19 protein-coding genes are annotated in these 23,584 nt (G+C 70.8%); 7 read left to right on the forward strand and 12 right to left on the reverse strand.

The window, feature by feature from the left end; translation table 11 throughout:
- Nucleotides 1–96: 96 nt before the first annotated feature.
- From ADK57_RS24185 to ADK57_RS24200, 4 genes are all read right to left on the reverse strand, one after another.
- Complete coding sequence (locus ADK57_RS24185; RefSeq protein ID WP_053751642.1) at nt 97–2,223, reverse strand: 3-hydroxyacyl-CoA dehydrogenase NAD-binding domain-containing protein; 2,127 nt, start codon at nt 2,221–2,223, stop codon at nt 97–99.
- Nucleotides 2,220–3,446: a thiolase family protein gene (locus ADK57_RS24190; RefSeq protein WP_053751643.1), complete on the reverse strand. Its 1,227-nt coding sequence runs from the start codon at nt 3,444–3,446 to the stop codon at nt 2,220–2,222. The genes ADK57_RS24185 and ADK57_RS24190 overlap by 4 nt, the downstream gene beginning before the upstream one ends.
- Before the next feature lie 121 nt (nt 3,447–3,567).
- Nucleotides 3,568–4,605, reverse strand: coding sequence for a LacI family DNA-binding transcriptional regulator (locus ADK57_RS24195; protein ID WP_053751644.1), 1,038 nt, complete (start codon nt 4,603–4,605; stop codon nt 3,568–3,570).
- On the reverse strand, nt 4,602–6,971 hold the full coding sequence (locus ADK57_RS24200) for a glycoside hydrolase family 2 protein (RefSeq protein WP_053751645.1): 2,370 nt from the start codon (nt 6,969–6,971) through the stop codon (nt 4,602–4,604). Before ADK57_RS24200 ends, ADK57_RS24195 begins: the two co-directional genes overlap by 4 nt.
- Before the next feature lie 169 nt (nt 6,972–7,140).
- Here ADK57_RS24200 and ADK57_RS24205 point away from each other — a divergent pair, with 169 nt between their 5' ends.
- The 3 genes from ADK57_RS24205 to ADK57_RS24215 are packed head-to-tail and all read left to right on the forward strand — an operon-like array spanning nt 7,141 to nt 10,234.
- A complete protein-coding gene (locus tag ADK57_RS24205; RefSeq protein ID WP_053751662.1) occupies nt 7,141–8,454 on the forward strand; it encodes an ABC transporter substrate-binding protein in 1,314 nt (437 codons plus the stop codon).
- The gene (locus tag ADK57_RS24210; RefSeq protein WP_053751646.1) at nt 8,454–9,407 is read left to right on the forward strand and encodes a carbohydrate ABC transporter permease; all 954 of its coding nucleotides are present in this window, start codon (nt 8,454–8,456) and stop codon (nt 9,405–9,407) included. The genes ADK57_RS24205 and ADK57_RS24210 overlap by 1 nt, the downstream gene beginning before the upstream one ends.
- Nucleotides 9,404–10,234 carry a carbohydrate ABC transporter permease gene (locus tag ADK57_RS24215; RefSeq protein ID WP_053751647.1) on the forward strand — a complete coding sequence of 277 codons (831 nt, stop codon included), beginning with the start codon at nt 9,404–9,406 and terminating at the stop codon, nt 10,232–10,234. The genes ADK57_RS24210 and ADK57_RS24215 overlap by 4 nt, the downstream gene beginning before the upstream one ends.
- A gap of 106 nt (nt 10,235–10,340) precedes the next feature.
- Here the strand turns inward: ADK57_RS24215 and ADK57_RS24220 are convergent, their stop codons facing one another.
- The 3 genes from ADK57_RS24220 to ADK57_RS24230 all read right to left on the reverse strand — a co-directional run bounded on the left by ADK57_RS24220 (nt 10,341) and on the right by ADK57_RS24230 (nt 13,485).
- Nucleotides 10,341–11,657, reverse strand: a complete 1,317-nt coding sequence (locus tag ADK57_RS24220; protein ID WP_199830669.1) for a ribonuclease D — start codon at nt 11,655–11,657, stop codon at nt 10,341–10,343.
- A gap of 168 nt (nt 11,658–11,825) precedes the next feature.
- Nucleotides 11,826–12,488 carry a response regulator transcription factor gene (locus ADK57_RS24225; RefSeq protein ID WP_053751649.1) on the reverse strand — a complete coding sequence of 221 codons (663 nt, stop codon included), beginning with the start codon at nt 12,486–12,488 and terminating at the stop codon, nt 11,826–11,828.
- Between the two features lie 328 nt (nt 12,489–12,816).
- Complete coding sequence (locus ADK57_RS24230) at nt 12,817–13,485, reverse strand: DUF3000 domain-containing protein (RefSeq protein ID WP_078973304.1); 669 nt, start codon at nt 13,483–13,485, stop codon at nt 12,817–12,819.
- A 107-nt stretch (nt 13,486–13,592) separates the two neighbouring features.
- On the opposite strand from ADK57_RS24230, the gene hemE reads away from it, so the two are divergent.
- Nucleotides 13,593–14,663 carry a uroporphyrinogen decarboxylase gene (gene hemE, locus ADK57_RS24235; RefSeq protein ID WP_053751651.1) on the forward strand — a complete coding sequence of 357 codons (1,071 nt, stop codon included), beginning with the start codon at nt 13,593–13,595 and terminating at the stop codon, nt 14,661–14,663.
- 6 nt (nt 14,664–14,669) lie between these two features.
- Here hemE and ADK57_RS24240 read toward each other — a convergent pair whose 3' ends face one another.
- Nucleotides 14,670–15,494, reverse strand: coding sequence for a rhomboid family intramembrane serine protease (locus tag ADK57_RS24240; RefSeq protein WP_053751652.1), 825 nt, complete (start codon nt 15,492–15,494; stop codon nt 14,670–14,672).
- Between the two features lie 124 nt (nt 15,495–15,618).
- Between ADK57_RS24240 and ADK57_RS24245 the strand changes: the two genes are divergently transcribed.
- Nucleotides 15,619–15,939, forward strand: a complete 321-nt coding sequence (locus ADK57_RS24245; RefSeq protein WP_199830670.1) for a hypothetical protein — start codon at nt 15,619–15,621, stop codon at nt 15,937–15,939.
- 76 nt (nt 15,940–16,015) lie between these two features.
- On the opposite strand, the gene ADK57_RS24250 is transcribed toward ADK57_RS24245, so the two are convergent.
- The gene (locus ADK57_RS24250; RefSeq protein WP_053751654.1) at nt 16,016–17,422 is read right to left on the reverse strand and encodes an FAD-dependent oxidoreductase; all 1,407 of its coding nucleotides are present in this window, start codon (nt 17,420–17,422) and stop codon (nt 16,016–16,018) included.
- A 37-nt stretch (nt 17,423–17,459) separates the two neighbouring features.
- Nucleotides 17,460–18,464: a DUF4349 domain-containing protein gene (locus tag ADK57_RS24255; protein WP_053751655.1), complete on the reverse strand. Its 1,005-nt coding sequence runs from the start codon at nt 18,462–18,464 to the stop codon at nt 17,460–17,462.
- Nucleotides 18,465–18,623: 159 nt separating this feature from the next.
- Here ADK57_RS24255 and hemG point away from each other — a divergent pair, with 159 nt between their 5' ends.
- Both hemG and hemQ read left to right on the forward strand, forming a co-directional pair.
- Nucleotides 18,624–20,069 (forward strand): protoporphyrinogen oxidase, encoded by a 1,446-nt coding sequence (gene hemG / locus ADK57_RS24260; protein ID WP_053751656.1) that lies wholly within the window; start codon nt 18,624–18,626, stop codon nt 20,067–20,069.
- Nucleotides 20,070–20,073: 4 nt separating this feature from the next.
- Nucleotides 20,074–20,805, forward strand: coding sequence for a hydrogen peroxide-dependent heme synthase (gene hemQ, locus ADK57_RS24265; RefSeq protein ID WP_053751657.1), 732 nt, complete (start codon nt 20,074–20,076; stop codon nt 20,803–20,805).
- Here hemQ and ADK57_RS24270 read toward each other — a convergent pair.
- Nucleotides 20,754–22,445, reverse strand: coding sequence for an alpha/beta hydrolase (locus tag ADK57_RS24270; protein WP_078973305.1), 1,692 nt, complete (start codon nt 22,443–22,445; stop codon nt 20,754–20,756). The two genes, hemQ and ADK57_RS24270, sit on opposite strands and share 52 nt — an antisense overlap.
- Nucleotides 22,446–22,558: 113 nt before the next feature.
- Nucleotides 22,559–23,332, reverse strand: coding sequence for a TIGR04222 domain-containing membrane protein (locus tag ADK57_RS24275; RefSeq protein ID WP_053751658.1), 774 nt, complete (start codon nt 23,330–23,332; stop codon nt 22,559–22,561).
- Between the last annotated feature and the right edge of the window lie 252 nt (nt 23,333–23,584).

Consider the following 23,584-nt stretch of genomic DNA (forward strand, 5'->3'; position numbering starts at 1 on the left):
GCGAAGCTCGCCGCGGCCGGACAGAGCGACACCGGCGTATGAAAGAGGGCCTCCGCCGACCGGCGGAGGCCCTCTTCAGGTGCGTACGTACGACGGTTACGCCGGAACCGACGCCACGCCCGCAGCCAGGAACCGCTTCCCGGTCACGCGCTCGGAGACACCCTCGCGGTCCAGGTACGGCGTGATGCCGCCCAGGTGGAAGGGCCAGCCGGCGCCCGTGATCAGGCAGAGGTCGATGTCCTGGGCCTCGGCGACGACGCCCTCGTCGAGCATGAGCCCGATCTCCTGCGCCACCGCGTCCAGGACACGGTCACGGACCTGCTCCTCGGTCAGGACGACGTCACCCTGCTTCAGCAGAGCGGCGACCTCGGGGTCGAGCTCCGGCTTCCCGGAGTCGTACACGTAGAAGCCGCGCTTGCCCGCCTTGACGACGGCCGCGAGGTTCGGGGAGACCGTGAAGCGGTCCGGGAAGGCCCGGTTGAGGGTCTCGGACACGTGCAGACCGATCGCGGGACCGACCAGCTCCAGGAGCACCAGCGGGGACATCGGCAGACCGAGCGGCTCGACGGCCTTCTCGGCGACCTCGACCGGGGTGCCCTCGTCGATGACGTTCTGGATCTCGCCCATGAAGCGGGTGAGGATGCGGTTGACGACGAACGCCGGGGCGTCCTTCACCAGAACCGCCGTCTTCTTCAGCTTCTTGGCGACGCCGAACGCGGTGGCGAGCGAGGCGTCGTCCGTCTGCTCACCGCGGACGATCTCGAGGAGCGGGAGGATCGCGACCGGGTTGAAGAAGTGGAAGCCCACGACCCGCTCGGGGTTCTTCAGCTTCGACGCCATCTCGGTCACCGACAGCGAGGAGGTGTTGGTGGCGAGGATCGCGTGCGCCGGGGCGACCGCCTCGACCTCCGCGAACACCTGCTGCTTGACGCCGATCTCCTCGAACACGGCCTCGATGATGAAGTCCGCGTCGGAGAAGCCCTCGGCCTTGTCCAGCACACCGGAGACCAGGGCCTTGAGACGGTTGGCCTTGTCCTGGTTGACACGGCCCTTGCCGAGCAGCTTGTCGATCTCGGCGTGGACGTAGCCCACACCCTTGTCGACGCGCTCCTGGTCGATGTCGGTCAGCACGACCGGCACCTCCAGGCGGCGCAGGAACAGCAGCGCGAGCTGCGAGGCCATCAGACCGGCGCCGACGACGCCGACCTTGGTGACCGGGCGGGCCAGCGACTTGTCCGGCGCGCCGGCCGGACGCTTGCCGCGCTTCTGCACCAGGTTGAACGCGTAGATGCCGGACCGCAGTTCGCCACCCATGATCAGGTCGGCGAGGGCCTTGTCCTCGGCGTCGTACCCCTGCTGGAGGTCGCCGTTCTTGGCCGCGGCGATGATGTCCAGCGCGCGGTAGGCGGCCGGAGCGGCCCCGTGCACCTTGCTGTCCGCGATGAAGCGGCCCTTGGCGACGGCCTGGTCCCAGGCCTCACCGCGGTCGATCACCGGGCGCTCGACCTCGACGTCGCCCTTCAGCACCTGGGCGGTCCAGATCAGCGACTGTTCCAGGAAGTCGGCGCCCTCGAAGATGGCGTCGGCGATGCCGAGGTCGAAGACCTGCCCGCCCTTGAGCTGCTTGTTCTGGTTGAGGCTGTTCTCGATGATCACCGAGACGGCCTTGTCGGCGCCGATCAGGTTCGGCAGGATCGTGCAGCCGCCCCAGCCCGGCACCAGACCGAGGAAGACCTCGGGGAGGGAGAAGGCCGCGATGGCCTTCGACACCGTGCGGTACTTGCAGTGCAGACCGACCTCGACGCCACCGCCCATGGCCGCGCCGTTGTAGTACGCGAAGGTCGGGACCGCGAGCCCGGACAGGCGCTTGAAGACCTCGTGGCCGCCCTTGCCGATGGCGAGCGCGTCGTCGTGGTTCTTCAGGAGCTCGACGCCCTTGAGGTCCGCGCCGACCGCGAAGATGAACGGCTTGCCGGTGATGCCGATACCGACGATCTCGCCGGCCGCGGCCTCCTTCTCGACCTGGTCGATCGCGGTGTTGAGGTTCGCGAGCGAGGCCGGGCCGAAGGTGGTCGGCTTGGTGTGGTCGAAGCCGTTGTCGAGGGTGATGAGCGCGAAGCGCCCGGCACCGAACGGCAGGTCGAGGTGGCGTACGTGCGCGGACGTGACGACCTCGTCGGGGAACAGCTCGGCCGCTCCCTTGAGGAGTTCAGCGGTGCTCACTTGTCGCCTCCGGCGTCCTTGTGGTGCGGGTTCTCCCAGATCACCGTGGCGCCCATGCCGAAGCCGACGCACATGGTGGTGAGGCCGTAACGGACCTCCGGCTGCTCCTCGAACTGACGGGCCAGCTGTGTCATCAGACGGACGCCGGAGGAGGCCAGCGGGTGACCGTAGGCGATGGCGCCGCCGTACTGGTTGACGCGCGCGTCGTCGTCGGCGATTCCGTAGTGCTCCAGGAAGGCGAGCACCTGGACCGCGAAGGCCTCGTTGATCTCGAAGAGGTTGATGTCCTCGATCGACAGGCCCGCCTTGGCGAGGGCCTTCTCGGTCGCCGGGATCGGGCCGTAGCCCATGACCTCCGGCTCGACACCCGCGAAGGCGTACGAGACCAGGCGCATCTTGACCGGCAGGTTGTTCTCGCGGGCGAAGTCCTCGCTCGCGATGATCGACGCGGTGGCACCGTCGTTCAGACCGGCCGCGTTGCCGGCGGTGACCCTGCCGTGCACCCGGAACGGCGTCTTCAGACCGGCCAGGTTCTCCAGGGTGGTGCCCGGGCGCATCGGCTCGTCGGCGGTGACCAGGCCCCAGCCGGTCTCACCGGCCTCCGCGTTGGTGCGGCGCACCGAGACCGGCACCAGGTCCTGCTGGATCTTGCCGTTGGCGTACGCCTTGGCGGCCTTCTCCTGCGAGCGCACGGCGTACTCGTCGGCGCGCTGCTTGGTGATGGTCGGGTAGCGGTCGTGCAGGTTCTCGGCGGTCATGCCCATGAACAGGGCGGACTCGTCGACCAGCTTCTCGCTGACGAACCGCGGGTTCGGGTCCACGCCCTCGCCCATGGGGTGGCGGCCCATGTGCTCGACACCACCGGCGATGACGGCGTCGTACGCACCGAAGGCGACGGAGCCGGCCGCGGTCGTCACGGCGGTCAGCGCACCGGCGCACATGCGGTCGATCGAGTAGCCGGGGACCGACTGGGGGAGACCGGCGAGGATGCCCGCGGTGCGGCCGAGGGTCAGGCCCTGGTCGCCGATCTGCGTGGTCGCGGCGATGGCGACCTCGTCGATCTTCTTCGGGTCGAGACCGGGGTTGCGGCGCAGCAGCTCCCGGATCGCCTTCACGACGAGGTCGTCGGCACGGGTCTCGTGGTAGATGCCCTTCGGGCCCGCCTTGCCGAACGGGGTACGGACGCCGTCTACGAAGACGACGTCCCTGACGGTACGAGGCACGATGGCTCTCCTCCAGAGTGCGGGACGGCTCTACTGCTGCGATGCGCTGAGCGCGCGCTCAGGACCCATGCTACTTGTGGGTAACCAAGCTGCCCAGTCCCCCCGGCCGGAGCGGTGAAGGTCACACCCTCGGAGGCGCCGTCGATCCCCTCGGAGTCAGTACCGGCGTCGGCACCTGATGCGAGCCCGGCCCCTCTCCCGTGATCACCCCGAACAGCGTCCGCGCCGCGTCCGCACCGAATCCGTGCACGTCATGGCTCATCGCGGAGAGGGGCGGGTGCGTGATCCGGCACAGCTGGGAGTCGTCCCAGGCGAGCAGTGAGACGTCGTCCGGCACGCTCAGCCCCATCTCCGCCGCCACCGACAGCCCCGCCACCGCCATGATGTCGTTGTCGTACACGATGGCCGTCGGCCGGTCCGGCGGCGCGGCCGTCAGCAGTGACCGCGTTGCCCGCGCCCCCGCCTCCCCGGAGTAGTCCGTGGCCACCTGCCAGGCCCCGGTCAGCTCCAGCGCGCGGGCCGCCTCGTCGAAGGCGCCGGTCCGCATGGAGGTGTGCCCGAGGGCCGCCGCGCCCCCCACCCGGGCGATCCGCCGGTGCCCGAGCGCGGCGAGATACCGCACCGCCTGAGTCACGGCGGTGGCGTCCTCGGTCCACACGGAGATGAGGCCGCCGGTCAGCGACGGATGCCCGACCGCGACCACCGGCATCCCCAGCCGCTCGACCGCCGCCACCCGGGGGTCGTCCGCGCGGAAGTCGACAAGGATCGCCCCGCCGATCTGCCGCCCCCGCCACCACGATTCCTGCAGCCCGACCTCCTCCTCCAGGCTCCGCACGAGCCTCAGCAGCAGCGAGCAGGACTGCTCGATCAGGACGCTCTCCACGCCCGAGACGAACTCCATGTAGAAGGGTTCGAGCCCGAGCAGCCGGGCGGGCCGGCAGATCGCCAGCCCCACCACGTCCACCCGCGAGCCGGCCAGCGTCCGCGCGGTCGGGCTCGGCGCCCACCCCAGCTCCTGCGCGGCCCGGAAGATCCGGTCCCGGGTCGACTCCGACAGCCCCGGCTTGTGGTTGAAGGCGAGGGACACGGCACCCTTGGACACGCCGGCACGCGCGGCGACTTCCTTGATGGTGACGCGGGGGGTCGGCGTTGCCGTCATCGACTGGGCTCCATGCAGTACAGGGCTGAACGTGCCTTTTCGGCATCCGGAGTCTGCCAGCCGTGCACCCCGATGGTGACCCGCTCGCCGGGCAGCAGCGTGACCAGCCCCCGGTCGGCCCGCGCCGCCGGGTCCAGCCGGTCGGCCTGCAACAGCAGATCCCGTACGAGGGTGTGGGCCGTCACCTCGATCCCGCCCGGCACGAGCGCGACCTCGAACTCCGGGCGCGGGTACGGGACTTCGCGATCCGGCGCCGGAAAGTGGAGGGCGCGCAGCCCGTCCGCGTCCGCGACGAGGAACTCCTTGGGGCCGACCGGCTCCAGCTCGCGCGGGACGCGGATCTCGGCGACGGACCGCCTCTCGGCGGCGATCTCCAAACGGGACGAACCGACCAGGCCGCCTTCGACGGACACCCGACGCACCGTCACCCCACCGGACCAGCTCTCCGCAGCCTGGTTCACGGCGGCCAGCACCAGTCCCTCCTCCCGCACCTGAAGGGTCAGGAGCCGGTCCGCGTACACCCGCCGCAGCTCGTGGTACAGCGGCTTCTCCCGCCCGTCCCCGTCGATCGCCGCCCACGAGGTCACCGGCCAGCAGTCGTTGAGCTGCCAGACCACCGTGCCCGCGCACACGGGCCAGTGCGACCGCCAGTGCTCGATCCCGGCGGCCACCGCACGCGCCTGGTTGACCTGCATCAGGTAGTGCCAGCGGTCGAAGTCCCCGTCAGGCACGGCGAAGTGGCGGGCGAGCCCCCGCTCCAGCTTGCCGTTGCCGTCGTCCGCCTTCTGGTGGTGCAGCATGCCCAGGGAGCCGGACGCGAGCTCCTCACCCGGCAGCGCCCGCCGCAGCGTGGCGTAAGCGGGCGGCGCCTGCCAGCCGAACTCCGCGACGAACCGCGGCACATGGAGTCGGTAGTCGGCGTAGTCCTCCCGGTTCCACACCTCCCACGAGTGGTGCGTACCGTGCGCCGGATCGTTCGGATGACGGTCCCACGAGCCCGACCACGGACTGCCCGCCGCATACGGCCGCGTCGGATCCAACTCGGCCACCACACGCGGCAGTACGCCCAGGTAGTACCCCTCGCCCCAGGAGTCACCGGCCAGCCGCTGCTCCCAGCCCCAGTCCCGGAACCCCCACAGGTTCTCGTTGTTGCCGTTCCACAACACCAGCGAGGGATGCGGCATCAGCCGTACGACGTTCTCGCGCGCCTCCGCCTCGACCTCGCCCCGCAGCGGCTGCTCCTCCGGGTAGGCCGCACACGCGAAGGGGAAGTCCTGCCAGACCAGCAGGCCGAACTCGTCGCAGGCGTCGTAGAAGTCCTCGCTCTCGTAGATCCCCCCGCCCCACACCCGCACGAGGTCCACACCGGCGTCGGCCGCCTGTCGCAGCCGCTCCCGGTACCGGTCCCGGCCGATCCGGGACGGGAACACGTCGTCCGGGATCCAGTTCACGCCGCGCGCGAAGAGCCGCTCGCCGTTGACGACGAGGGTGAACCCGGTGCCGTGCGCGTCGGGCCGCCGGTCCAGCTCGACGGTCCGGAAGCCGATCCGGCGCCGCCACACGTCCAGCGTCCGATCCTCGTGCAGGAGCGTCAACTCGACGTCGTACAAAGGCTGTTCGCCATATCCGTGCGGCCACCACAACCGCGCGTCGGGAACCTCCAGCCGTACGACTCCGCGCGCCCCGTCGATCTGCGCGCGCGCCCGCACCCCGCCGATCGTCGCCTCCACGGCGAGCCCGGCCTCGACCCTGGACCGCTCGACGTCCACGTGCAACTCGACCCGCCCCAGGCCGTCCTCGACGGTCACCAGCGGCCGCACCCGCGCGATCCTGGCCGTCGACCACTGCTCCAGCCGTACCGGCCGCCAGATCCCGGCCGTCACCAGGGTCGGTCCCCAGTCCCAGCCGAAGGAGCAGGCCATCTTGCGGATGTACTGGTAGGGCTCGGCATAGGCGGCGGGCCGCTCGCCCAGCTTCCCGCGCACGGCCTCCGCCTCGGCGTACGCGGAGACGAACCGCACGGACAGCCGCCCGCTGAGCCCGGTCACGTCGAAGCGGTACGAGCGGTGCATGTTCCTTGTCCGGCCCAGGAGCCGACCGTCGAGCAGGATCTCGGCCGCGGTGTCGAGACCGTCGAAGACGAGGTCGGTCTGCTCGTGCCCGTTCGTCGCCCCCAGCTCCGTCTCGTACAGCCACTCCCGCCGCCCCACCCACGCGACCTCGGTCTCGCCCAGCCCGAGAAAGGGATCCGGGATCACCCCCGCGGCCAGCAGATCGGTGTGCACGCAGCCCGGCACCGAGGCCGGCAGCGCGTCCCCCTCGTGGCGCAGGATCCAGCCCTCGGTGAGCGGTGTGGCCTCCAGCATGCGGGCTCCTAAACCGTTTCAGCCGTGTATGCGGTCACATGTTTGCAGCCTTGGCGAAATAGGGACTTTACCGGTTAAGAAAGCGCTGTCAGAGTGCCGAATCAGCCAACCCACCAACACGCACGTGCTCGTCCGTCCCTGGAACGTCCCTAGAACGGAGCTGATGCACATGAACCGCCGTCACATCCTCGCCATGGTCGTGGGAACCGCCCTGCTGGTTCCCGCCTGCACCGGCACCGGAGGCACCTCGAAGGGCGCCGACGCCAAGGCGCCCGACGACCCGTCGAAGGTCAGCGGAACCATCAAGGTCCTCACCCAGCGCACCGATCTCGTCACCGACGGCACGATGAAGAAGTACGCCGCCGAGTTCAACAAGACGTATCCGAAGGTCAAGGTCGAGTTCGAGGCCCTCACGAACTACGAGACCGAAGTCAAGATCCGTATGAACACGGAGAACTACGGCGATGTGCTGCTCATCCCCGCGGTGATCAAGAAGGCCGACTACCCGCGGTTCTTCGCCTCGCTGGGCAGCGAGGAGGAGCGCAGCAAGAAGTACCGCTTCACCGACTACACCACGGTCGACGGCAAGGTCTACGGCCAGAGCCCGATCGGCGTGATCCCCGGATTCCTCTACAACAAGAAGGTCTGGCAGGAGGCCGGCGTCACCGAATGGCCCGCCACCCCGGCCGAGTTCCTCACGGACCTCAAGGCGATCAAGTCCAAGACGGACGCGGTCCCGTACTACACCAACTTCGCCGCCCAGTGGACGCTGTCCCAGTGGACGCAGGTCAACGGCTCGGTCAACTGCGACCCCCAGGCGTCGACGAAGCTCGCCGAGGGCGACCCGTGGGCCAAGGGCGCCGACCTGCGCGTCGGCGACACGCTCCTGTACGACACCGTGCACCAAGGCCTGATCGAGAAGGACCCGACGACCACCAACTGGGAGGAGTCCAAGCCCCGGTTGGCGAAGGGGGAGCTGGCCACGCAGTGGCTCGGCACCTGGGCGATCATCCAGTTCCAGGACGCCGCCCGGAAGGCCGGGGTCAGCCCCGACGACATCGGGTTCATGCCCTTCCCGTCCCAGGTGGACGGCAAGTTCTGCGCGGTCGTCGCGCCCGACTACAACCAGGCCGTCAACGTCCACTCCGAGAACAAGCCGGCCGCCCGCGCCTGGATCGACTGGTTCACCGACAAGTCCGGCTACGACAAGGACAACCTGGCCATCTCGCCGCTCAACGACGCGCCCCTGCCCGAGGTGCTGAAGCCGTACGAGGACGAGGGCGTCAAGCTCATCGAGCTGGACGACAGCGCGGGAGCCCGGGTCAAGCAGATCGACAACCAGTCCGAGGTCGGCATCTACGCCCCCGAGTACCGCCAGAACCTCGTCGACCTCGCCCGCGGCGCCAAGAAGGGCGGCCTGGACGACTTCTTCGCCGACCTCAGCAAGCGCTGGACCGAGACGCAGCGGACTCTGGGGTCCTGATGACGGACACCACCGAGAAGGCGGCCGTGAAGGCCGGGGCGGGGGAGGCGTCCGCCGCCCCCGCCCCGGCTCCCGCGTCACGCAGGACGCGGGTATGGCGTGGAGCCACCCCCTGGCTCTTCCTGATCGTCCCGCTCGCCCTGCTGGTCACCTTCACGTACGCGCCGATCGCCAACATGCTCGCGTACAGCTTCACCGACTGGGACGGCGTGAGTCCCGAACTGCACTACACGGGCGCCGAGAACTACAGGGAGATCTTCACCAGGGAGGACCTCTTCCGGGTCTTCTTCGTCAGCGGCTACTACCTCGCCGCCTCCGCCGTCCAGATCGCCGCCGCCCTCTACTTCGCGACGATCCTCAGCTTCGACGTCCGCTTCCGGAGCTTCTTCAAGGGCGTGCTCTTCTTCCCGTACCTGATCAACGGGGTCGCGATCGGCTTCGTCTTCCTCTACTTCTTCCAGGACGGCGGCACCCTCGACTCGGTCCTGGGCCTGTTCGGCTATCACACGGACCACGCCTGGCTGGGCACACCGGTCTCCGCGAACACCTCTCTCGCCGGCGTCTCGATCTGGCGCTACATGGGCCTGAACTTCGTGCTCTTCCTCGGCGCGATCCAGTCGATCCCGGGGGAGCTGTACGAAGCGGCCGAACTGGACGGCGCGAACCGCTGGCACCAGTTCCGCTACATCATCGCGCCCGGCATCAAGCCGGTCCTCACCCTGACGGTGATCCTGTCCATCTCCGGCTCGCTGTCGGTCTTCGAGGTCCCCTACATCATGACCGGCGGGGCGACCGGCACCCAGACCTTCGTGATCCAGACCGTCAACCTGGCCTTCCGCTTCAACAAGACGGGGCTCGCCTCGGCCGCCGCGGTCGTGCTGCTGCTGATCATCCTGCTGGTGACCTGGGTGCAGCGCCGCCTCGTCCCCGACGACAAGGTGGACCTCGTATGACGCGCCGCATCGTGACCCGCACGCTCGTGTACCTCTCGCTGATCGCCGCGACGGCCATCGTCCTGCTCCCGCTCGGGGTGGTCCTGCTGACCTCCCTCAAGTCCTCGGAGGAGATGGCGAACGGCAGTGGTGCGCTCTCGCTCCCGGACAGCCTGTTCAACGTCCACAACTATGTGACGGCGTTCCGGGACGGCCACATGCTCACGGCGTTCACCAACACGGCGATCATCCTGACCGTCGCCATCGGAGGCACCGTCCTCATCGGCTCGATGACCGCCTACGCCATCGACCGCTTCACCTTCCGCTTCAAGAAGCTGGTGGTCGCGCTCTTCCTGATCGCCGCGCTGGTCCCCGGAGTGACCACCCAGGTGGCCACCTTCCAGATCGTGAACAGCTTCGGGATGTTCGACTCCCTGTGGGCGCCGATCGCGCTCTACATGGGCACCGACATCGTCTCGATCTACATCTTCCTGCAGTTCGTACGATCCATCCCGATCTCCCTCGACGAATCGGCCCGCCTGGAGGGCGCCAACGCCTTCACGATCTACCGGAAGATCATCTTTCCCCTGCTCAAGCCTGCGATCGCGACGGTCGTCATCGTGAAGGGGATCACCGTCTACAACGACTTCTACATCCCCTTCCTCTACATGCCCTCCGAAGATCTTGGCGTGATCTCGACGTCCCTCTTCCGCTTCCGCGGCCCCTACGGCGCCCACTGGGAGGTCATCTCGGCGGGAGCGATCCTGGTGATCCTGCCGACGCTGATCGTGTTCCTGAGCCTGCAGAGGTTCATCTACAACGGCTTCATGAGAGGCGCGACCAGGTGAGGCGCCTTCAGGGCGCGGGGCTGTGTCGATGTGCGGCTCCGCCGAGTGGGCGCGAGGAACCACGACGCACCCGCAGCCGCCGTATGTCGGAGACGACCTACGGCGGCTAGGCGGACAGCGCAGCCACCAGCACAGGAGTCACCTGCTCGACCTGCCAGGGCCGAGCCCCGAACCCCGCAAGCGCAGCCCCCACGGACTCGGCGCTCACAACCGCCGGCGGCTCCCAGCAGACCCGCCGAACCGTATCCGGCGTGATCAGATTCTCCTGCGGCATATTGAGCGCCTCGGCCAGCGCGGACACCGCAGCCCGAGCCGCGGACAACCGCGCGGCAGCAGCCGGATCCTTGTCGGCCCAAGCACGCGGTGGCGGCGGTCCCGTCACCGCCTGCCCCGGCTGCGGCAACTGCGCATCCGTGAGCGCCTTGGCCCGATCCACCGCCGCCTGCCACTGCTCCAGCTGGCGCCGCCCCATCCGATGCCCGAACCCGTTCAGCGCCGAGAGCGCCTGCACGGTGGCCGGAAGAGAGAGCGCGGCCTCCACGATGGCCGCGTCGGACAGCACCTTGCCCGGCGACACGTCCCGTCGCTGCGCGATCCGGTCCCGGGTCTGCCACAGCTCCCGTACGACGGCCAGCTGCCGCCGCCGGCGCACCTTGTGCATGCCGGACGTCCGGCGCCACGGGTCCTTGCGGGGCTCCGGCGGCGGCGCCGAGGCGATCGCGTCGAACTCCTCGCGGGCCCACTCCAGCTTGCCCTGCCGGTCGAGCTCCTTCTCCAGCGCGTCCCGCAGGTCGACGAGGAGCTCCACGTCCAGGGCGGCGTAGCGCAGCCACGGCTCGGGCAGCGGGCGGGTGGACCAGTCGACGGCGGAGTGGCCCTTCTCCAGGACGAAGCCCAGGACGCTCTCGACCATCGCGCCGAGGCCCACCCGGGGGAATCCGGCGATCCGGCCGGCCAGCTCGGTGTCGAACAGCTGCGTGGGGACCATGCCTATTTCGCGGAGACACGGCAGGTCCTGCGTGGCCGCGTGCAGCACCCACTCGACGCCGGCCAGGGCCTCGCCGAGGCCGGAGAGATCGGGGCAGGCCACGGGATCGATCAGTGCCGTCCCCGCGCCCTCGCGGCGCAGCTGCACGAGGTAGGCGCGCTGGCCGTAGCGGTAACCCGACGCACGCTCGGCGTCCACGGCGACCGGGCCGGAGCCGGCGGCGAAGGCGGCGATCACCTCGGCGAGCGCTTCCGCGTCGGCGATGACGGGCGGGATGCCCTCGCGCGGTTCGAGCAAAGGAATCGGCTCGGGGCCCGTGTCGGGGCCGGTATCGGGGTGCGGCGCCTCCGTAGCAGAAGATCCGCCGTCGTCCGGAGGGGCGCCTCCGGTGGTTCGCAGTGTGCTGTCTGCTGCGGTGTCTTGGGCGTCGGTCACATGTCAAGGGTATCCGTGTATGGACAGCGCCCGCCGACGGAACGTTCCGTCGACGGGCGCCTGGGGGTCGTAAACCAGTCAGCTCGGTGAAAGATCCGGTTCACGACGGGTGGGGTACGCGGAGGAGGACCAGCGGCCGGTCCGGTTCACGTCTGTGAAGGGTGGGGGTCAGTGGATGATGCCGGTCCGCAGGGCCACGGCGACCATTCCGGCGCGGTCTCCGGTGCCGAGCTTGCGGGCGATGCGGGCGAGATGGCTCTTGACGGTCAGGGCGGACAGGCCCATCGAGACGCCGATCGCCTTGTTGGACTGGCCCTCCGCGACCAGCCGCAGCACCTCGACCTCGCGGCCGGACAGTTCGCGGTAGCCGCCCGGGTGACTCGGGGCACCCGGGGGGCGGCGGTGCATACGGGCGGCGGCGGCTCCGATGGGGGCGGCACCCGGCCGGGTGGGGAGCCCGACGTTGGTACGGGTGCCGGTGACGACATAGCCCTTGACGCCGCCGGCGAGGGCGTTGCGCACGGCGCCGATGTCGTCGGCGGCGGAGAGGGCGAGGCCGTTGGGCCAGCCCGCGGCGCGGGTCTCCGACAGGAGGGTGAGGCCGGAGCCGTCGGGCAGGTGGACGTCGGCGACACAGATGTCGCGGGGGTTGCCGATGCGGGGACGAGCCTCCGCGACGGACGAGGCCTCGATGACATCGCGCACACCGAGCGCCCACAGATGGCGGGTGACGGTGGAGCGGACGCGCGGGTCGGCCACGACCACCATGGCGGTCGGCTTGTTCGGGCGGTAGGCGACCAGGCTTGCGGGCTGCTCGAGGAGAACGGACACCAGGCCTCCTGGGTGGGGGACGGGGCCGGCTTGTGGGGATGAAGCCGGGACGAACCGTGCTTTCAAGGTCACAGACGTCTTCGGCACCAAACCCGTCCGCCTTTAGAGAATGATCACGATTTGGTGAGTAACAATCCGTGCAATTCGGACGCACGGTCGATCATTCGAAGATCGAACGGTTTCGGTCCGCGTCGAAACGCGGCCGAAAGTGGCCGTATCGACAAAGAGATTGCCAATGATCCAGCGTGGGTCCAGCGAGGCAGGGATAAGCGGCAGGAGAGCAGAGCAGAGCAGAGCAGAGCAGAGCAGAGGAGAGACGAGGGGTCGGTCAGCGGGACTGCGGGCCGCGCCGCTGTGGCAGCGAGACCACCGACGCGTCGCCCGGCCCGGCCGGCGGCAGGCCCGCGATCTGGGCGAGCAGATCGCACCACGAGACCAGGTGTGCCGCCGTGTCCGGAACGCCGCCCAGGCCCTCGCGGGGCGTCCAGGAGGCGCGGATCTCGATCTGGGAGGCGGGCGGCCGTTCGGACAGGCCGCCGAAGTAGTGGGAGCTCGCGCGAGTGACCGTGCCGCTCGGCTCGCCGAACGCCAGTCCGCGCGCCGTGAGCGCGCCGGTGAGCCACGACCAGCACACGTCGGGCAGCAGCGGGTCGGCGGCCATCTCCGGCTCCAGCTCCGCGCGCACCAGCGTCACCAGCCGGAAGGTGCCCCGCCAGGCGTCGTGCCCGGCCGGGTCGTGCAGCAGCACCAGCCGGCCGTCGGCCAGGTCCTGGTCGCCGTCGACGACCGCGGCCTCCAGCGCGTACGCGTAGGGCGCGAGCCGTTGCGGCGCGCGCGTCGGCTCGACCTCGACCTGCGGCCGCAGCCGCGCGGCCCTGAGCGCGTCGACAGCCGCCCGGAAGGGCAGCGGATCCGTCCCGCTCGTATGCAGGTCCTCCTCCTTCGCGTCGTCCATTCCGTCAGCGCCGTCCGACAGTCGTCCCTGAGCCGCAGCCATGCGGGGAAGATTAAAGGGAACGGGGGCTTCGTGCAGGGAGGACACCCTGTTGCCCGGTGTCGGGGTTGCCGTCCGGGCGGGGTCCGGCCCCGTGCGAGACTTGCCCCGTGAGTGCCAACGAGAGCCCCGCGACGCCGCAGCCGACAGCCACCACGTACGAGTCCGCCTTCATGAAGGCGTGCAGGCGCGAGCCCGTGCCGCACACGCCCGTCTGGTTCATGCGGCAGGCCGGGCGCTCGCTGCCGGAGTACCGCAAGGTGCGCGAGGGCATCCCGATGCTCGAGTCCTGCATGCGGCCCGAGCTGGTCACCGAGATCACCCTCCAGCCGGTGCGCCGGCACAACGTGGACGCGGCGATCTACTTCAGCGACATCGTCGTCCCGCTCAAGGCCATCGGCATCGACCTCGACATCAAGCCCGGCGTCGGCCCGGTCGTCGAACGCCCGATCCGCACCCGCGAGGACCTGGCTCAGCTGCGTGACCTGACCCCCGAGGACGTCTCGTACGTCACCGAGGCGATCGGCCTGCTCACCCGCGAGCTCGGCTCCACCCCGCTCATCGGTTTCGCCGGCGCGCCGTTCACCCTCGCGAGCTACCTGGTGGAGGGCGGTCCGTCGCGTACGTACGAGAACGCCAAGGCGATGATGTACGGCGACCCCGAGCTGTGGGCCGACCTGCTCGACCGCCTCGCCGACATCACGGCCGCGTTCCTGAAGGTCCAGATCGAGGCGGGCGCCTCCGCGGTCCAGCTGTTCGACTCCTGGGCCGGCGCGCTGGCTCCCGCGGACTACCGCCACTCGGTGCTGCCCGCCTCCGCGAAGGTGTTCCGCGCCGTCGAGGGCTACGGCGTCCCGCGCATCCACTTCGGTGTCGGCACCGGCGAGCTGCTGGGGCTCATGGGAGAGGCGGGCGCGGACGTCGTCGGCGTCGACTGGCGCGTCCCGCTCGACGAGGCCGTCCGCCGGGTCGGCCCCGGCAAGGCGCTCCAGGGCAACCTCGACCCGACCGTCCTGTTCGCCGGCACGGAGGCCGTGGAGACCAAGGCCCGCGAGGTCCTGGACGCGGCCGCGGGCCTCGAAGGGCATGTCTTCAACCTCGGCCACGGCGTCATGCCGTCCACCGACCCGGACGCGCTGACCCGCCTGGTCGAGTACGTCCACACGCAGACGGCTCGCTAGGGCCGATCACCATGTGTGCCGGGGCCGTGCCCGCCTGCCGAAGAGCAGGCCGCGCGGTTCCGGCGGCGGGGGCGTGCCCGGCTTGAGCGGCCAGGCGAGCAGCATGCCCGCGAGGAAGCCGACGATGTGCGCCGCGTACGCCACCGTCCCGGCGTCGGACACTCCCTCGCCGGACGAGTAGAACGCCTGCAGCACGAACCAGAAGCCGAGCACCAGCCAGGCCGGCAGCCTCAGCGGCAGGAAGACCAGGAACGGGACCAGGACCCAGACCCTGGCCTTCGGATACAGCACGAGATAGGCGCCCAGGACCCCGGCGATCGCCCCCGACGCACCGATCAGCGGGTCCGCCGAGTCGGCGTTGAGAAGCGCGAAGCCGTACGACGCCGCGTAGCCGCAGACGACGTAGAAGAGCGCGAACCGCACGTGCCCCATGCGGTCCTCGATGTTGTTGCCGAAGATCAGCAGGAAGAGCATGTTGCCCAGCAGGTGCAGCCAGCCGCCGTGCAGGAACATCGCCGTGAGGACCGACAGTTCGGGGGACTTGTCGTAACCCGGCGGGCCCACCACACAGCCCGCGCCCTGCGCGCCCACGCCGACATCGCCCGTCGGCACCACCCGAGGCATCTGATGGTGGATCAACTCCTGTGGCACCGCCGCGTAGTGGTCCAGGAACGCCTGGAGGTGGCACAGCTGAGCCAGATGGCTGTCCCCGGCCACGGAATCGGCGACGCCGGGCATGGACAGGAACACGAGGACGTTCGCGGCGATCAGCGCGTACGTCACCAACGGGGTGCGACGCGTCGGGTTCACGTCATGGACGGGGATGACCACAAGGAAGTAGTGCCCCCGATGCGGGCGGCGAACCGGTGAACGCCGCCCGCTGCGCGTGCGTATGTCTCCTCAACCGCCCGCGGCACGGGGAAGGCGCTCGCGGGGACGACGTGAGGAACAGGCGATGAACGACCGAGTTACTCCTCCGATGCACGCCCTGCCGGACGGCGAGGCCGAGATCTCACTGGTGCTGCGCCTGCCCTGGGAGGACGTGGCGCGACTCGGCCAGGAGGCCGGACGGCTGGCTTCCCAGATGCAGCGACCGGTGACCCTGGACGAGGCGGTGAGCAACCGGCTGCGGTCCACGCGATCGGCATCCCACGCGAAGCCCGCGGGGGAGCAGCCGGCGCCCGTGACCACGAGCGCGTCCGTCTCGTCGCTGCCGCCGCGGCCTCCGGCGGATCAGGCGCGGCAGGCCATCGAGAGGATCAACGGGTCGGCGTAGAGGTCGTTGGGGCGCAGAAGTCATCACGGCGCAGGAGTCATTACGGCGTGGAAGTCCGTCACGGCGTGGAAGTCCTTCAAGAGGCCCGCACTTTCACCGCTGCCTTGCGGGCGGCCACCAGCACGGGGTCCCACACCGGTGAGAACGGCGGGGCGTAGCCCAGGTCCAGGGCCGTCATCTGTTCCACCGTCATACCGGCCGTCAGGGCCACCGCGGCGATGTCGACGCGCTTGCCCGCGCCCTCCCTGCCCACGATCTGCACGCCGAGCAGCCGTCCCGTGCGGCGCTCGGCGAGCATTTTCACGGTCATGGGGGAGGCGCCCGGGTAGTAGCCCGCGCGGCTGGTCGACTCGATGGTGACCGACTCGAATTGGAGGCCCACCCTGCGCGCGTCCTTCTCGCGCAGGCCGGTGCGGGCGATCTCCAGGTCGCACACCTTGCTGACCGCCGTGCCGACGACGCCCGGGAACGTGGCGTAGCCGCCCCCGACGTTCGTGCCGATGACCTGGCCGTGCTTGTTGGCATGGGTGCCGAGGGCGATGTGCCGTTCCTGCCCGGAGACCAGGTCGAGGACCTCGACGCAGTCGCCGCCGGCCCAGACGTTCTCCTGCCCGCGCACCCGCATCGCGAGGTCGGTCAGCAGTCCGCCGTGGTTGCCGAGCGGGAGCCCCGCGGCCTTCGCGAGCTCCGTCGCGGGGCGTACGCCGATGCCGAGCACGACCACGTCCGCCGGGTACTCGCCGTCGTCCGTGACCACCGCCCGCACCCGGCCGTCGTCACCGGTCAGCAGCTTGGTCACCGCGGCGTCGTCGACCATGGTGATGCCCATGCCCTCCATGGCCTCGTGCACCAGACGGCCCATGTCCGGGTCGAGTGTGGACATCGGCTCCTTGCCGCGGTTGACGACCGTCACCTCGTAGCCGCGGTTGATGAGCGCCTCGGCCATCTCGACGCCGATGTAGCCCGCGCCGACGACGACCGCGCGTCGGCCACGCGTGCGTGCCAGCGTGTCCAGCAGCTCCTGCCCGTCGTCGAGGGTCTGGACGCCGTGCACACCGGGCGCGTCGGCACCCGGCATGTCCGGGCGGATCGGGCGGGCGCCGGTCGCGATCACGAGTTTGTCGTACGACGTCCAGGACTCGGCCCCGGATTCGACGTCACGCGCGCGTACCCGCCCCCGCTCCACGTCGATCTCCGTGACCTCGGTGCGCATCCGCAGGTCGATGTCGCGGGCCCGGTGCTCCTCGGGCGCGCGGGCGATCAGCGCGTCCCGCTCGGTGACGTCGCCGCCCACCCAGTACGGGATGCCGCACGCCGAGTAGGACGTGAAGTGGCCGCGCTCGAACGCCACGATCTCCAGCTCGTCGGCGCCCTTCATACGGCGGGCCTGCGACGCCGCGGACATGCCCGCGGCGTCGCCGCCGATCACCACCAGACGCTCGGCCCCACGGCCCGTGCCACGGCTCGCTGTGCTCATGCTCATGCGAACACGCTACGGGGGCAGGGCATTTCAGTCCTGCTCAGTTCTCCTCGCCGCCCTCCCGCGGGCGAGTGGGCTCCGGTGCGGTCCTGGCCGTCGGCAGCGGGCCCACCGAGGGCATCGCGGGCGCGGTGGCCGGCCGACGCGGCAGGCGGGGCCGTACGAGGCGAAGCCACACGAGGACGGTCAGCACAGTGACCGCCGCGAACGGAAGCACCGCGGCGATCGCCACTACGATCCAGCGCAGCATCGTCACGAACGCGTTCCAGCCGCCTGTCAGCGCGTCGACGACCCCGGGATCCTCGTCCTCCTTCGCGGCCTTCTTCACCGGCGTCTCGGACAGGTTCAGGGTGATGGTGGCCAGGCCTGCGCGGTCCTTGAGGGACGCCTGCCGGGCGAGCAGCGACTCCAGGTCGGCCTGGCGGGTGCTCAACTCGCCCTCCAGCGTCACCACGTCGCTCAGCCTGGTGGCCCGGTCCATCAGCTCGCGGATCCGGGCCACGCTGGCCCGCTGCGAGGTGATGCGGCTCTCCACGTCGACGACCTGGTCGGTGACGTCCTGCGCCTTCGCCGTGCGCTCCAGGAGCTTGCCCGAGCCCTCCAGCTCGGCGAGGACCTCCTCGTACTTGTCGACGGGCACCCGCAGCACCACGTGCGTCTGCTCGTTGCCCTCCTCGCCCCGGGAGGTGGTCTCGTTGCCGACGTAGCCGCCCGCGTTCTCGGTGGTGGTGCGGGCCTCGTCGAGGGACTTCGGCACGTCCTTGACCTGCACGGTCAGGGAGGCGGTGCGGATGATGTGGTTCGCGGAGATCTTGGGCGGCGCGGTGGCCTTGGCGCCGCTCGCGTCGCTGTCGCCACCCGTGCCGTCCGCGGCGCCGCCGGGCGCGGCCCCCTTCGCGTCGCTCTGCGCGGCGGCCTCGTCGTTGGTCGTGCCGGCACCGGAATCGCTGCTGTCGGCCCCGCTGCAGCCGGTCAGCGCGAGGGCCGCGGCCAGCAGGATCCCGGCCAGGGCCTGGACGGGTCGTACGGAACGTCGTGTGCGCATCTGGGCGTACCCCCCGAGGGTTGTGACGACTGACGTTCCTTCGACGCCGGACCCGGCCCGAACGTTGGCGGGAAACGGTCCCGATGCGGTCACGGTCGGGACTCGTGAAGGACACCGGGGCGCTGCGGGAGGGTCGGCGGAGTCTGAGAAAGTGGGCACATGAGCGCAACGGGTACGGGACATGTCGTCGTCATCGGGGCCGGAATCGCGGGACTGGCCGCCGCCCACCGGCTGCTGCAGCGCGGTGCGCGGGTGACCGTGCTGGAGGCGTCGGAACGCGTCGGCGGCAAGCTGCTGTCCGGCGAGATCGCGGGCGCGCGCGTCGACCTCGGTGCCGAGTCGATGCTCGCCCGCCGCCCCGAGGCCGTCGCCCTCGCCCGCGAGACCGGCCTCGCCGACCGCCTCCGGCCGCCCGCCACGGCGACGGCGTCCCTGTGGACCCGCGGCGCCCTGCGCCCCATGCCCAAGGGCCATGTGATGGGGGTCCCCGGAACCGCGGCCGCCCTGTCCGGTGTGCTGTCCGACGAGGGCCTCGCGCGCATCGAGCGCGACGCCGACCTGCCCCGCACGGAGGTCGGCGACGACGTGGCGGTCGGGGAGTACGTGGCGGCGCGGCTGGGCCGCGAGGTCGTCGACCGCCTCGTGGAGCCGCTGCTCGGCGGGGTCTACGCGGGCGACGCGTACCGCATCTCGATGCGCTCGGCGGTCCCGCAACTCTTCCAGGCCGCGCAGACGCACGACTCGTTGACACAGGCCGTCCGCGAGATCCAGGCCAAGGCCGCCGCCAACCAGCAGACCGGGCCGGTGTTCATGGGCATCGAGGGCGGGGTGGGGAGCCTGCCGCTGGCGGTGGCGGAGTCGGTGCGGGAGCGGGGCGGCGAGATCCGCCTGCACAGCCCCGTTCACGGACTGCGCCGGGCCGGGGAGGGCTGGGAGGTCTTCGTCGACGACTACACCGAGGAGGCCGACGCGGTGGTCGTCGCCGCCCCCGCCCATGACGCCGCCCGCCTGCTGTCCGAGCCGGTTCCCGACGCCGCTGCCGAACTGCGCGCCGTCGAGTACGCCTCCATGGCCCTGATCACCCTCGCCTACCGCCGCTTTGGCATCACCCTCCCCGAAGGCAGCGGCTTCCTCGTGCCGCCCGTCGACGGACGCACCATCAAGGCGTCGACCTTCGCCTCCCAGAAGTGGGGCTGGATCGCCGACGAGAACCCGGACCTGCTGGTCCTGCGCACCTCCGTCGGGCGTCAAGGCGAGACGGAGATCCTCCAGCGCGAGGACGCCGACCTGGTCGAGGTCTCGCGCCGCGACCTCGAAGCGGCCATCGGCCTGGACGCCACTCCCGTCGAGACCCGCGTCACCCGTTGGAACGACGGCCTGCCGCAGTACCCCGTCGGCCACCACGCGCGCGTGGCCCGCATCCGCGAGCACGTCGGCAAGCTGCCGGGCCTCGCGGTGTGCGGCGCGGTGTACGACGGCGTCGGCATCCCGGCCTGCATCGCGAGCGCGTACGCCGCCGTCGACCAGCTCCAGGGCGACCGGCGCGGTGTGGAAGAGCTCACCACCAACCCGGTGCAGAGTCTGCACGGAGGAGCGGGAGAATGAGGTCATGAGTGACGACGCCCCCACCACCGAGTCCGCCAGGATCCCGAACAAGGGCAAGCTGGCCAAGGACCTCAACGAGGTCATCCGCTACACCCTCTGGTCCGTCTTCAAGCTGAAGGACGTGCTCCCCGAGGACCGTGCGGGCTACGCCGACGAGGTCCAGGAGCTGTTCGACCAGCTCGCCGCCAAGGACGTGACGATCCGCGGCACCTACGACGTCTCGGGCCTGCGCGCCGACGCCGACCTCATGATCTGGTGGCACGCGGAGACCAGCGACCAGCTCCAGGAGGCGTACAACCTCTTCCGCCGCACCAGGCTGGGGCGCGCGCTGGAGCCGGTGTGGTCGAACATGGCGCTGCACCGTCCCGCCGAGTTCAATCGCTCGCACATCCCGGCGTTCCTCGCCGACGAGACCCCGCGCAACTACATCAGCGTCTACCCGTTCGTGCGTTCGTACGACTGGTACCTGCTGCCCGACGAGGACCGCCGCCGCATGCTCGCCGACCACGGCAAGATGGCCCGCGGCTACCCGGACGTGCGCGCCAACACCGTCGCCTCGTTCTCCCTCGGCGACTACGAGTGGCTCCTCGCCTTCGAGGCCGACGAGCTGTACCGCATCGTCGACCTCATGCGCCACCTGCGCGCCTCCGAGGCCCGGATGCACGTCCGCGAGGAGGTCCCGTTCTACACCGGGCGCCGCAAGGACATCGGCGAGCTGGTCGCGGGCCTCGCCTGATCAGCCTGAGAGCCCGGCGCCCAGCGTGAGGCCGGGGCGGCCGGCGCCTTCCGGGAGCCGGCCGCCGGCCCGGGCTCGGGTTCCGGGCGCGGTGCGCAGGCCGCGCGCCGCACCGGGAGCCGGCCCTCCAGCAGATACGCGTCCACGTGGCCGTTGACGCACGGATTCGGCCCGCCCGCGATGCCGTGCGTGCCGGAGTCCCGCTCGGTCACCAGCACCGAGCCCGACAGCCGCCGGTGCATCTCCAGGGCGCCGTCGTACGGGGTCGCCGCGTCCCGCTCGCCGGCCAGGATCAGCGTCGGCGGCAGCTCACCCGGCCCGGTCCGTACGTCGAGGGGCTGCTGGCGGGGCGTCGGCCAGTACGCGCACGGCAGGTTCGTCCACACGTTGTCCCAGGTCTCGAACGGTGCCACGCGCGCGAGCCGCGTGTTGTCCCGGTCCCACACCCGCCACTCGGTCGGCCAGGACGCGTCGTTGCACTCGACGGCGGTGTAGACGGCGTTCGAGTTCTCCGCCTCGGCCGCCGCCTCCGGATGCGGACCGGCCTGCTCGATCAGCGGCTTCGGGTCACCCTTCAGATACGCCGACAGCGCCTGCGCGCGGTGCGGCCAGTAGTCGTCGTAGTACCCGGCCGACAGGAACGCCGCCTGCAACTGCCCGGGCCCGACCTTCCCGCCCGCCGGCTCCGCGGCCAGCCGTGCCGCCGCCTTCTCGTAGCTGCGCAGCACCTTTTGGGCCGTGTCGCCCAGCGCGTACACGTCGTCGTGCTTGGCGATCCACTCCCTGAGGTCCGCCCAGCGCCCCTCGAACGCGGCCGACTGGCCGAGGTTGTTGCGGTACCAGATCTGCCCCGGGTCCGGGTTCACCGCCGAGTCGAACACCATCCGCCGTACGTGCGAGGGGAACAGCGTCGCGTACAGCGCCCCGATGTAGGTGCCGTACGACGTGCCCATGAACGTCAGCTTCTCCTCGCCCAGCGCGGCACGCAGCACGTCCAGGTCACGGGCGTTGTTGAGGGAGGTGTAGTGCCGCAGCGCGTCGCCCGCCCGCTTCGCGCAGCCGCGCGCGTGCGCCTTCGCCTGCGCGATGCGCTCCCTCTTGTACGACTCCGAGGGGTACGTCGGCGCCTGCGAGGGCGCCTTGAGGAACTGCTCGGGGTCCTGGCAGGACAGGGGCGCGGAAAGGCCCACCCCGCGCGGGGCGTAGCCCACGAGGTCGTACGCCGCCGCCAGCCGCTTCCACTCGGGGAGCACGCCGATCACCGGGAAGTACATGCCGGAGGCGCCCGGCCCGCCCGGGTTGTAGACCAGGGCACCCTGCCGGGGCACCCGGCGCTTGCTGTTGTGCGGGTCCTTGTGGGTGGCCCGGGCCCGGCTGACGGTCAGTCTGATCTGCTTGCCGTCGGGACGGGCATAGTCGAGCGGGACGGACACCGTGCCGCACTGCATGCCGCCGGGCAGGTCATCCCCCTCCGGGCAGGCGCCGAAGTCGATGCCCTCTGCCATCGCGCGCGCGGCGACCACCGCGGTGCCGCGCACCTCGGCCGAGCCCGGGACGGCCGGGGCGCTGTCGGCCGGGGCGGCGGCGAGCGTGGTCAGGAGCAAGGACCCGGCGGCCGAGTAGAGGGCGGGGGCTCTCATCGCGTATCCCTTCGGTGCACGGCAGCAACAAAAGGGATGTTTCGTTCGGTCGTCGGTGAAGGCAAGCACCGTCAGGCCGGTGTCGGGCCCAATGCCTCCGTGCGCCCCCTCGGCTATTCGCGCCAGTGCTGCTGCTCGCCGTGGGCGAAGGCCGCGCGCAGGTCCGGTTCGCCGATCGCGCGGATGCCGTGGACGGCGACCGAGGTGAGGTCCGCACGGTCACCCCCGCCGGAGCGCCGGTTCAGGGCCCCGAGGAGGCGCTGGCCGGCCGGGGAGGCCCAGCGCGAGTACGGGTGGACCTCGACCCGTGCGATGGCGAGGCAGCTCAGGGTGAGCGCGAGGGGGAGCCCGAACCAGAGGGCGACCAGGTGCCGCGGCATGTCCGACTCGGCGGGTGTCAGCAGCGCGATCGCGCCCAGCGCGACGACGGCCGCCACGGCGAGCTGAACCTGGCGGACTCCGGCCGCGACGCCCGCCCGGGCGCCGTCGGGCACGGCGAGTCCCGCGCTGACCAGCCGGTCGGCGATGCCGCGCACCGCGTCCGTGGCGGCGGCGGTGGCCCGTACCGGCGCGATCCGCGACTGCCCCTCCGGCCCGATGGCCCCGATCACCGACCGCTCCATGTCGTCCCGGCCGCGCGGGTCGACGACGGTCGCCCAGCCGGTGTGGGCGAGCAGCAGTCGCCGCTGGCGTGCCATGGAGACGAGCGTCAGGTCGGCGACCCGCCGGGGGCCGCCGGAGAGGAACGCGGCCTCGTACAGCGTCAGATCGTGCACCCGGCCCGCGTGCGCGTCGACGGCCGCCGCACGTACGGCGGCCAGGCACAGCCGCGTACACGCCGTGCCGGCGGCGGCCCAGGCCAGCAGCAGGAGAAGCACCCAGAACATGGGGATTTTCTATGCGACCGGTTCGGGCGGCGCCATGCCTTGTTCACGATCCGGACCAGGAGTTGCCGGTATGTGACGTTCCGGTGGGAATCACGGTCACTGATCCGTTGGGGGCGGCGGGCTGGTGGCGGGTGGGGGCCTCGGCCGCCGCCAGGGACGCGGTGCGCGGCATCGCCGACCGGCTGGTCAGCGCGGGACTCGCCGTGCCCGACGGCGCCCGGGCGGGCGTCGCGGCCGGAGTCCGCCAGGTTA

Origin of the sequence: Streptomyces sp. MMG1533, from assembly GCF_001279775.1 — a bacterium.
GTDB lineage: Bacteria > Actinomycetota > Actinomycetes > Streptomycetales > Streptomycetaceae > Streptomyces.

Bases quoted from the DNA above. Each gene is read 5' to 3' on its own strand.
- ADK57_RS24270 (WP_078973305.1), bottom strand. From the start codon at position 22,445: ATGAGAGCCCCCGCCCTCTACTCGGCCGCCGGGTCCTTGCTCCTGACC.
- ADK57_RS24245 (WP_199830670.1), top strand. From the start codon at position 15,619: ATGAACGACCGAGTTACTCCTCCGATGCACGCCCTGCCGGACGGCGAG.
- ADK57_RS24205 (WP_053751662.1), top strand. From the start codon at position 7,141: ATGAACCGCCGTCACATCCTCGCCATGGTCGTGGGAACCGCCCTGCTG.
- ADK57_RS24210 (WP_053751646.1), top strand. From the start codon at position 8,454: ATGACGGACACCACCGAGAAGGCGGCCGTGAAGGCCGGGGCGGGGGAG.
- ADK57_RS24195 (WP_053751644.1), bottom strand. From the start codon at position 4,605: ATGACGGCAACGCCGACCCCCCGCGTCACCATCAAGGAAGTCGCCGCG.
- ADK57_RS24215 (WP_053751647.1), top strand. From the start codon at position 9,404: ATGACGCGCCGCATCGTGACCCGCACGCTCGTGTACCTCTCGCTGATC.
- hemQ (WP_053751657.1), top strand. From the start codon at position 20,074: ATGAGTGACGACGCCCCCACCACCGAGTCCGCCAGGATCCCGAACAAG.
- ADK57_RS24255 (WP_053751655.1), bottom strand. From the start codon at position 18,464: ATGCGCACACGACGTTCCGTACGACCCGTCCAGGCCCTGGCCGGGATC.
- ADK57_RS24230 (WP_078973304.1), bottom strand. From the start codon at position 13,485: ATGGCTGCGGCTCAGGGACGACTGTCGGACGGCGCTGACGGAATGGAC.
- hemG (WP_053751656.1), top strand. From the start codon at position 18,624: ATGAGCGCAACGGGTACGGGACATGTCGTCGTCATCGGGGCCGGAATC.
- ADK57_RS24275 (WP_053751658.1), bottom strand. From the start codon at position 23,332: ATGTTCTGGGTGCTTCTCCTGCTGCTGGCCTGGGCCGCCGCCGGCACG.
- ADK57_RS24250 (WP_053751654.1), bottom strand. From the start codon at position 17,422: ATGAGCATGAGCACAGCGAGCCGTGGCACGGGCCGTGGGGCCGAGCGT.
- ADK57_RS24200 (WP_053751645.1), bottom strand. From the start codon at position 6,971: ATGCTGGAGGCCACACCGCTCACCGAGGGCTGGATCCTGCGCCACGAG.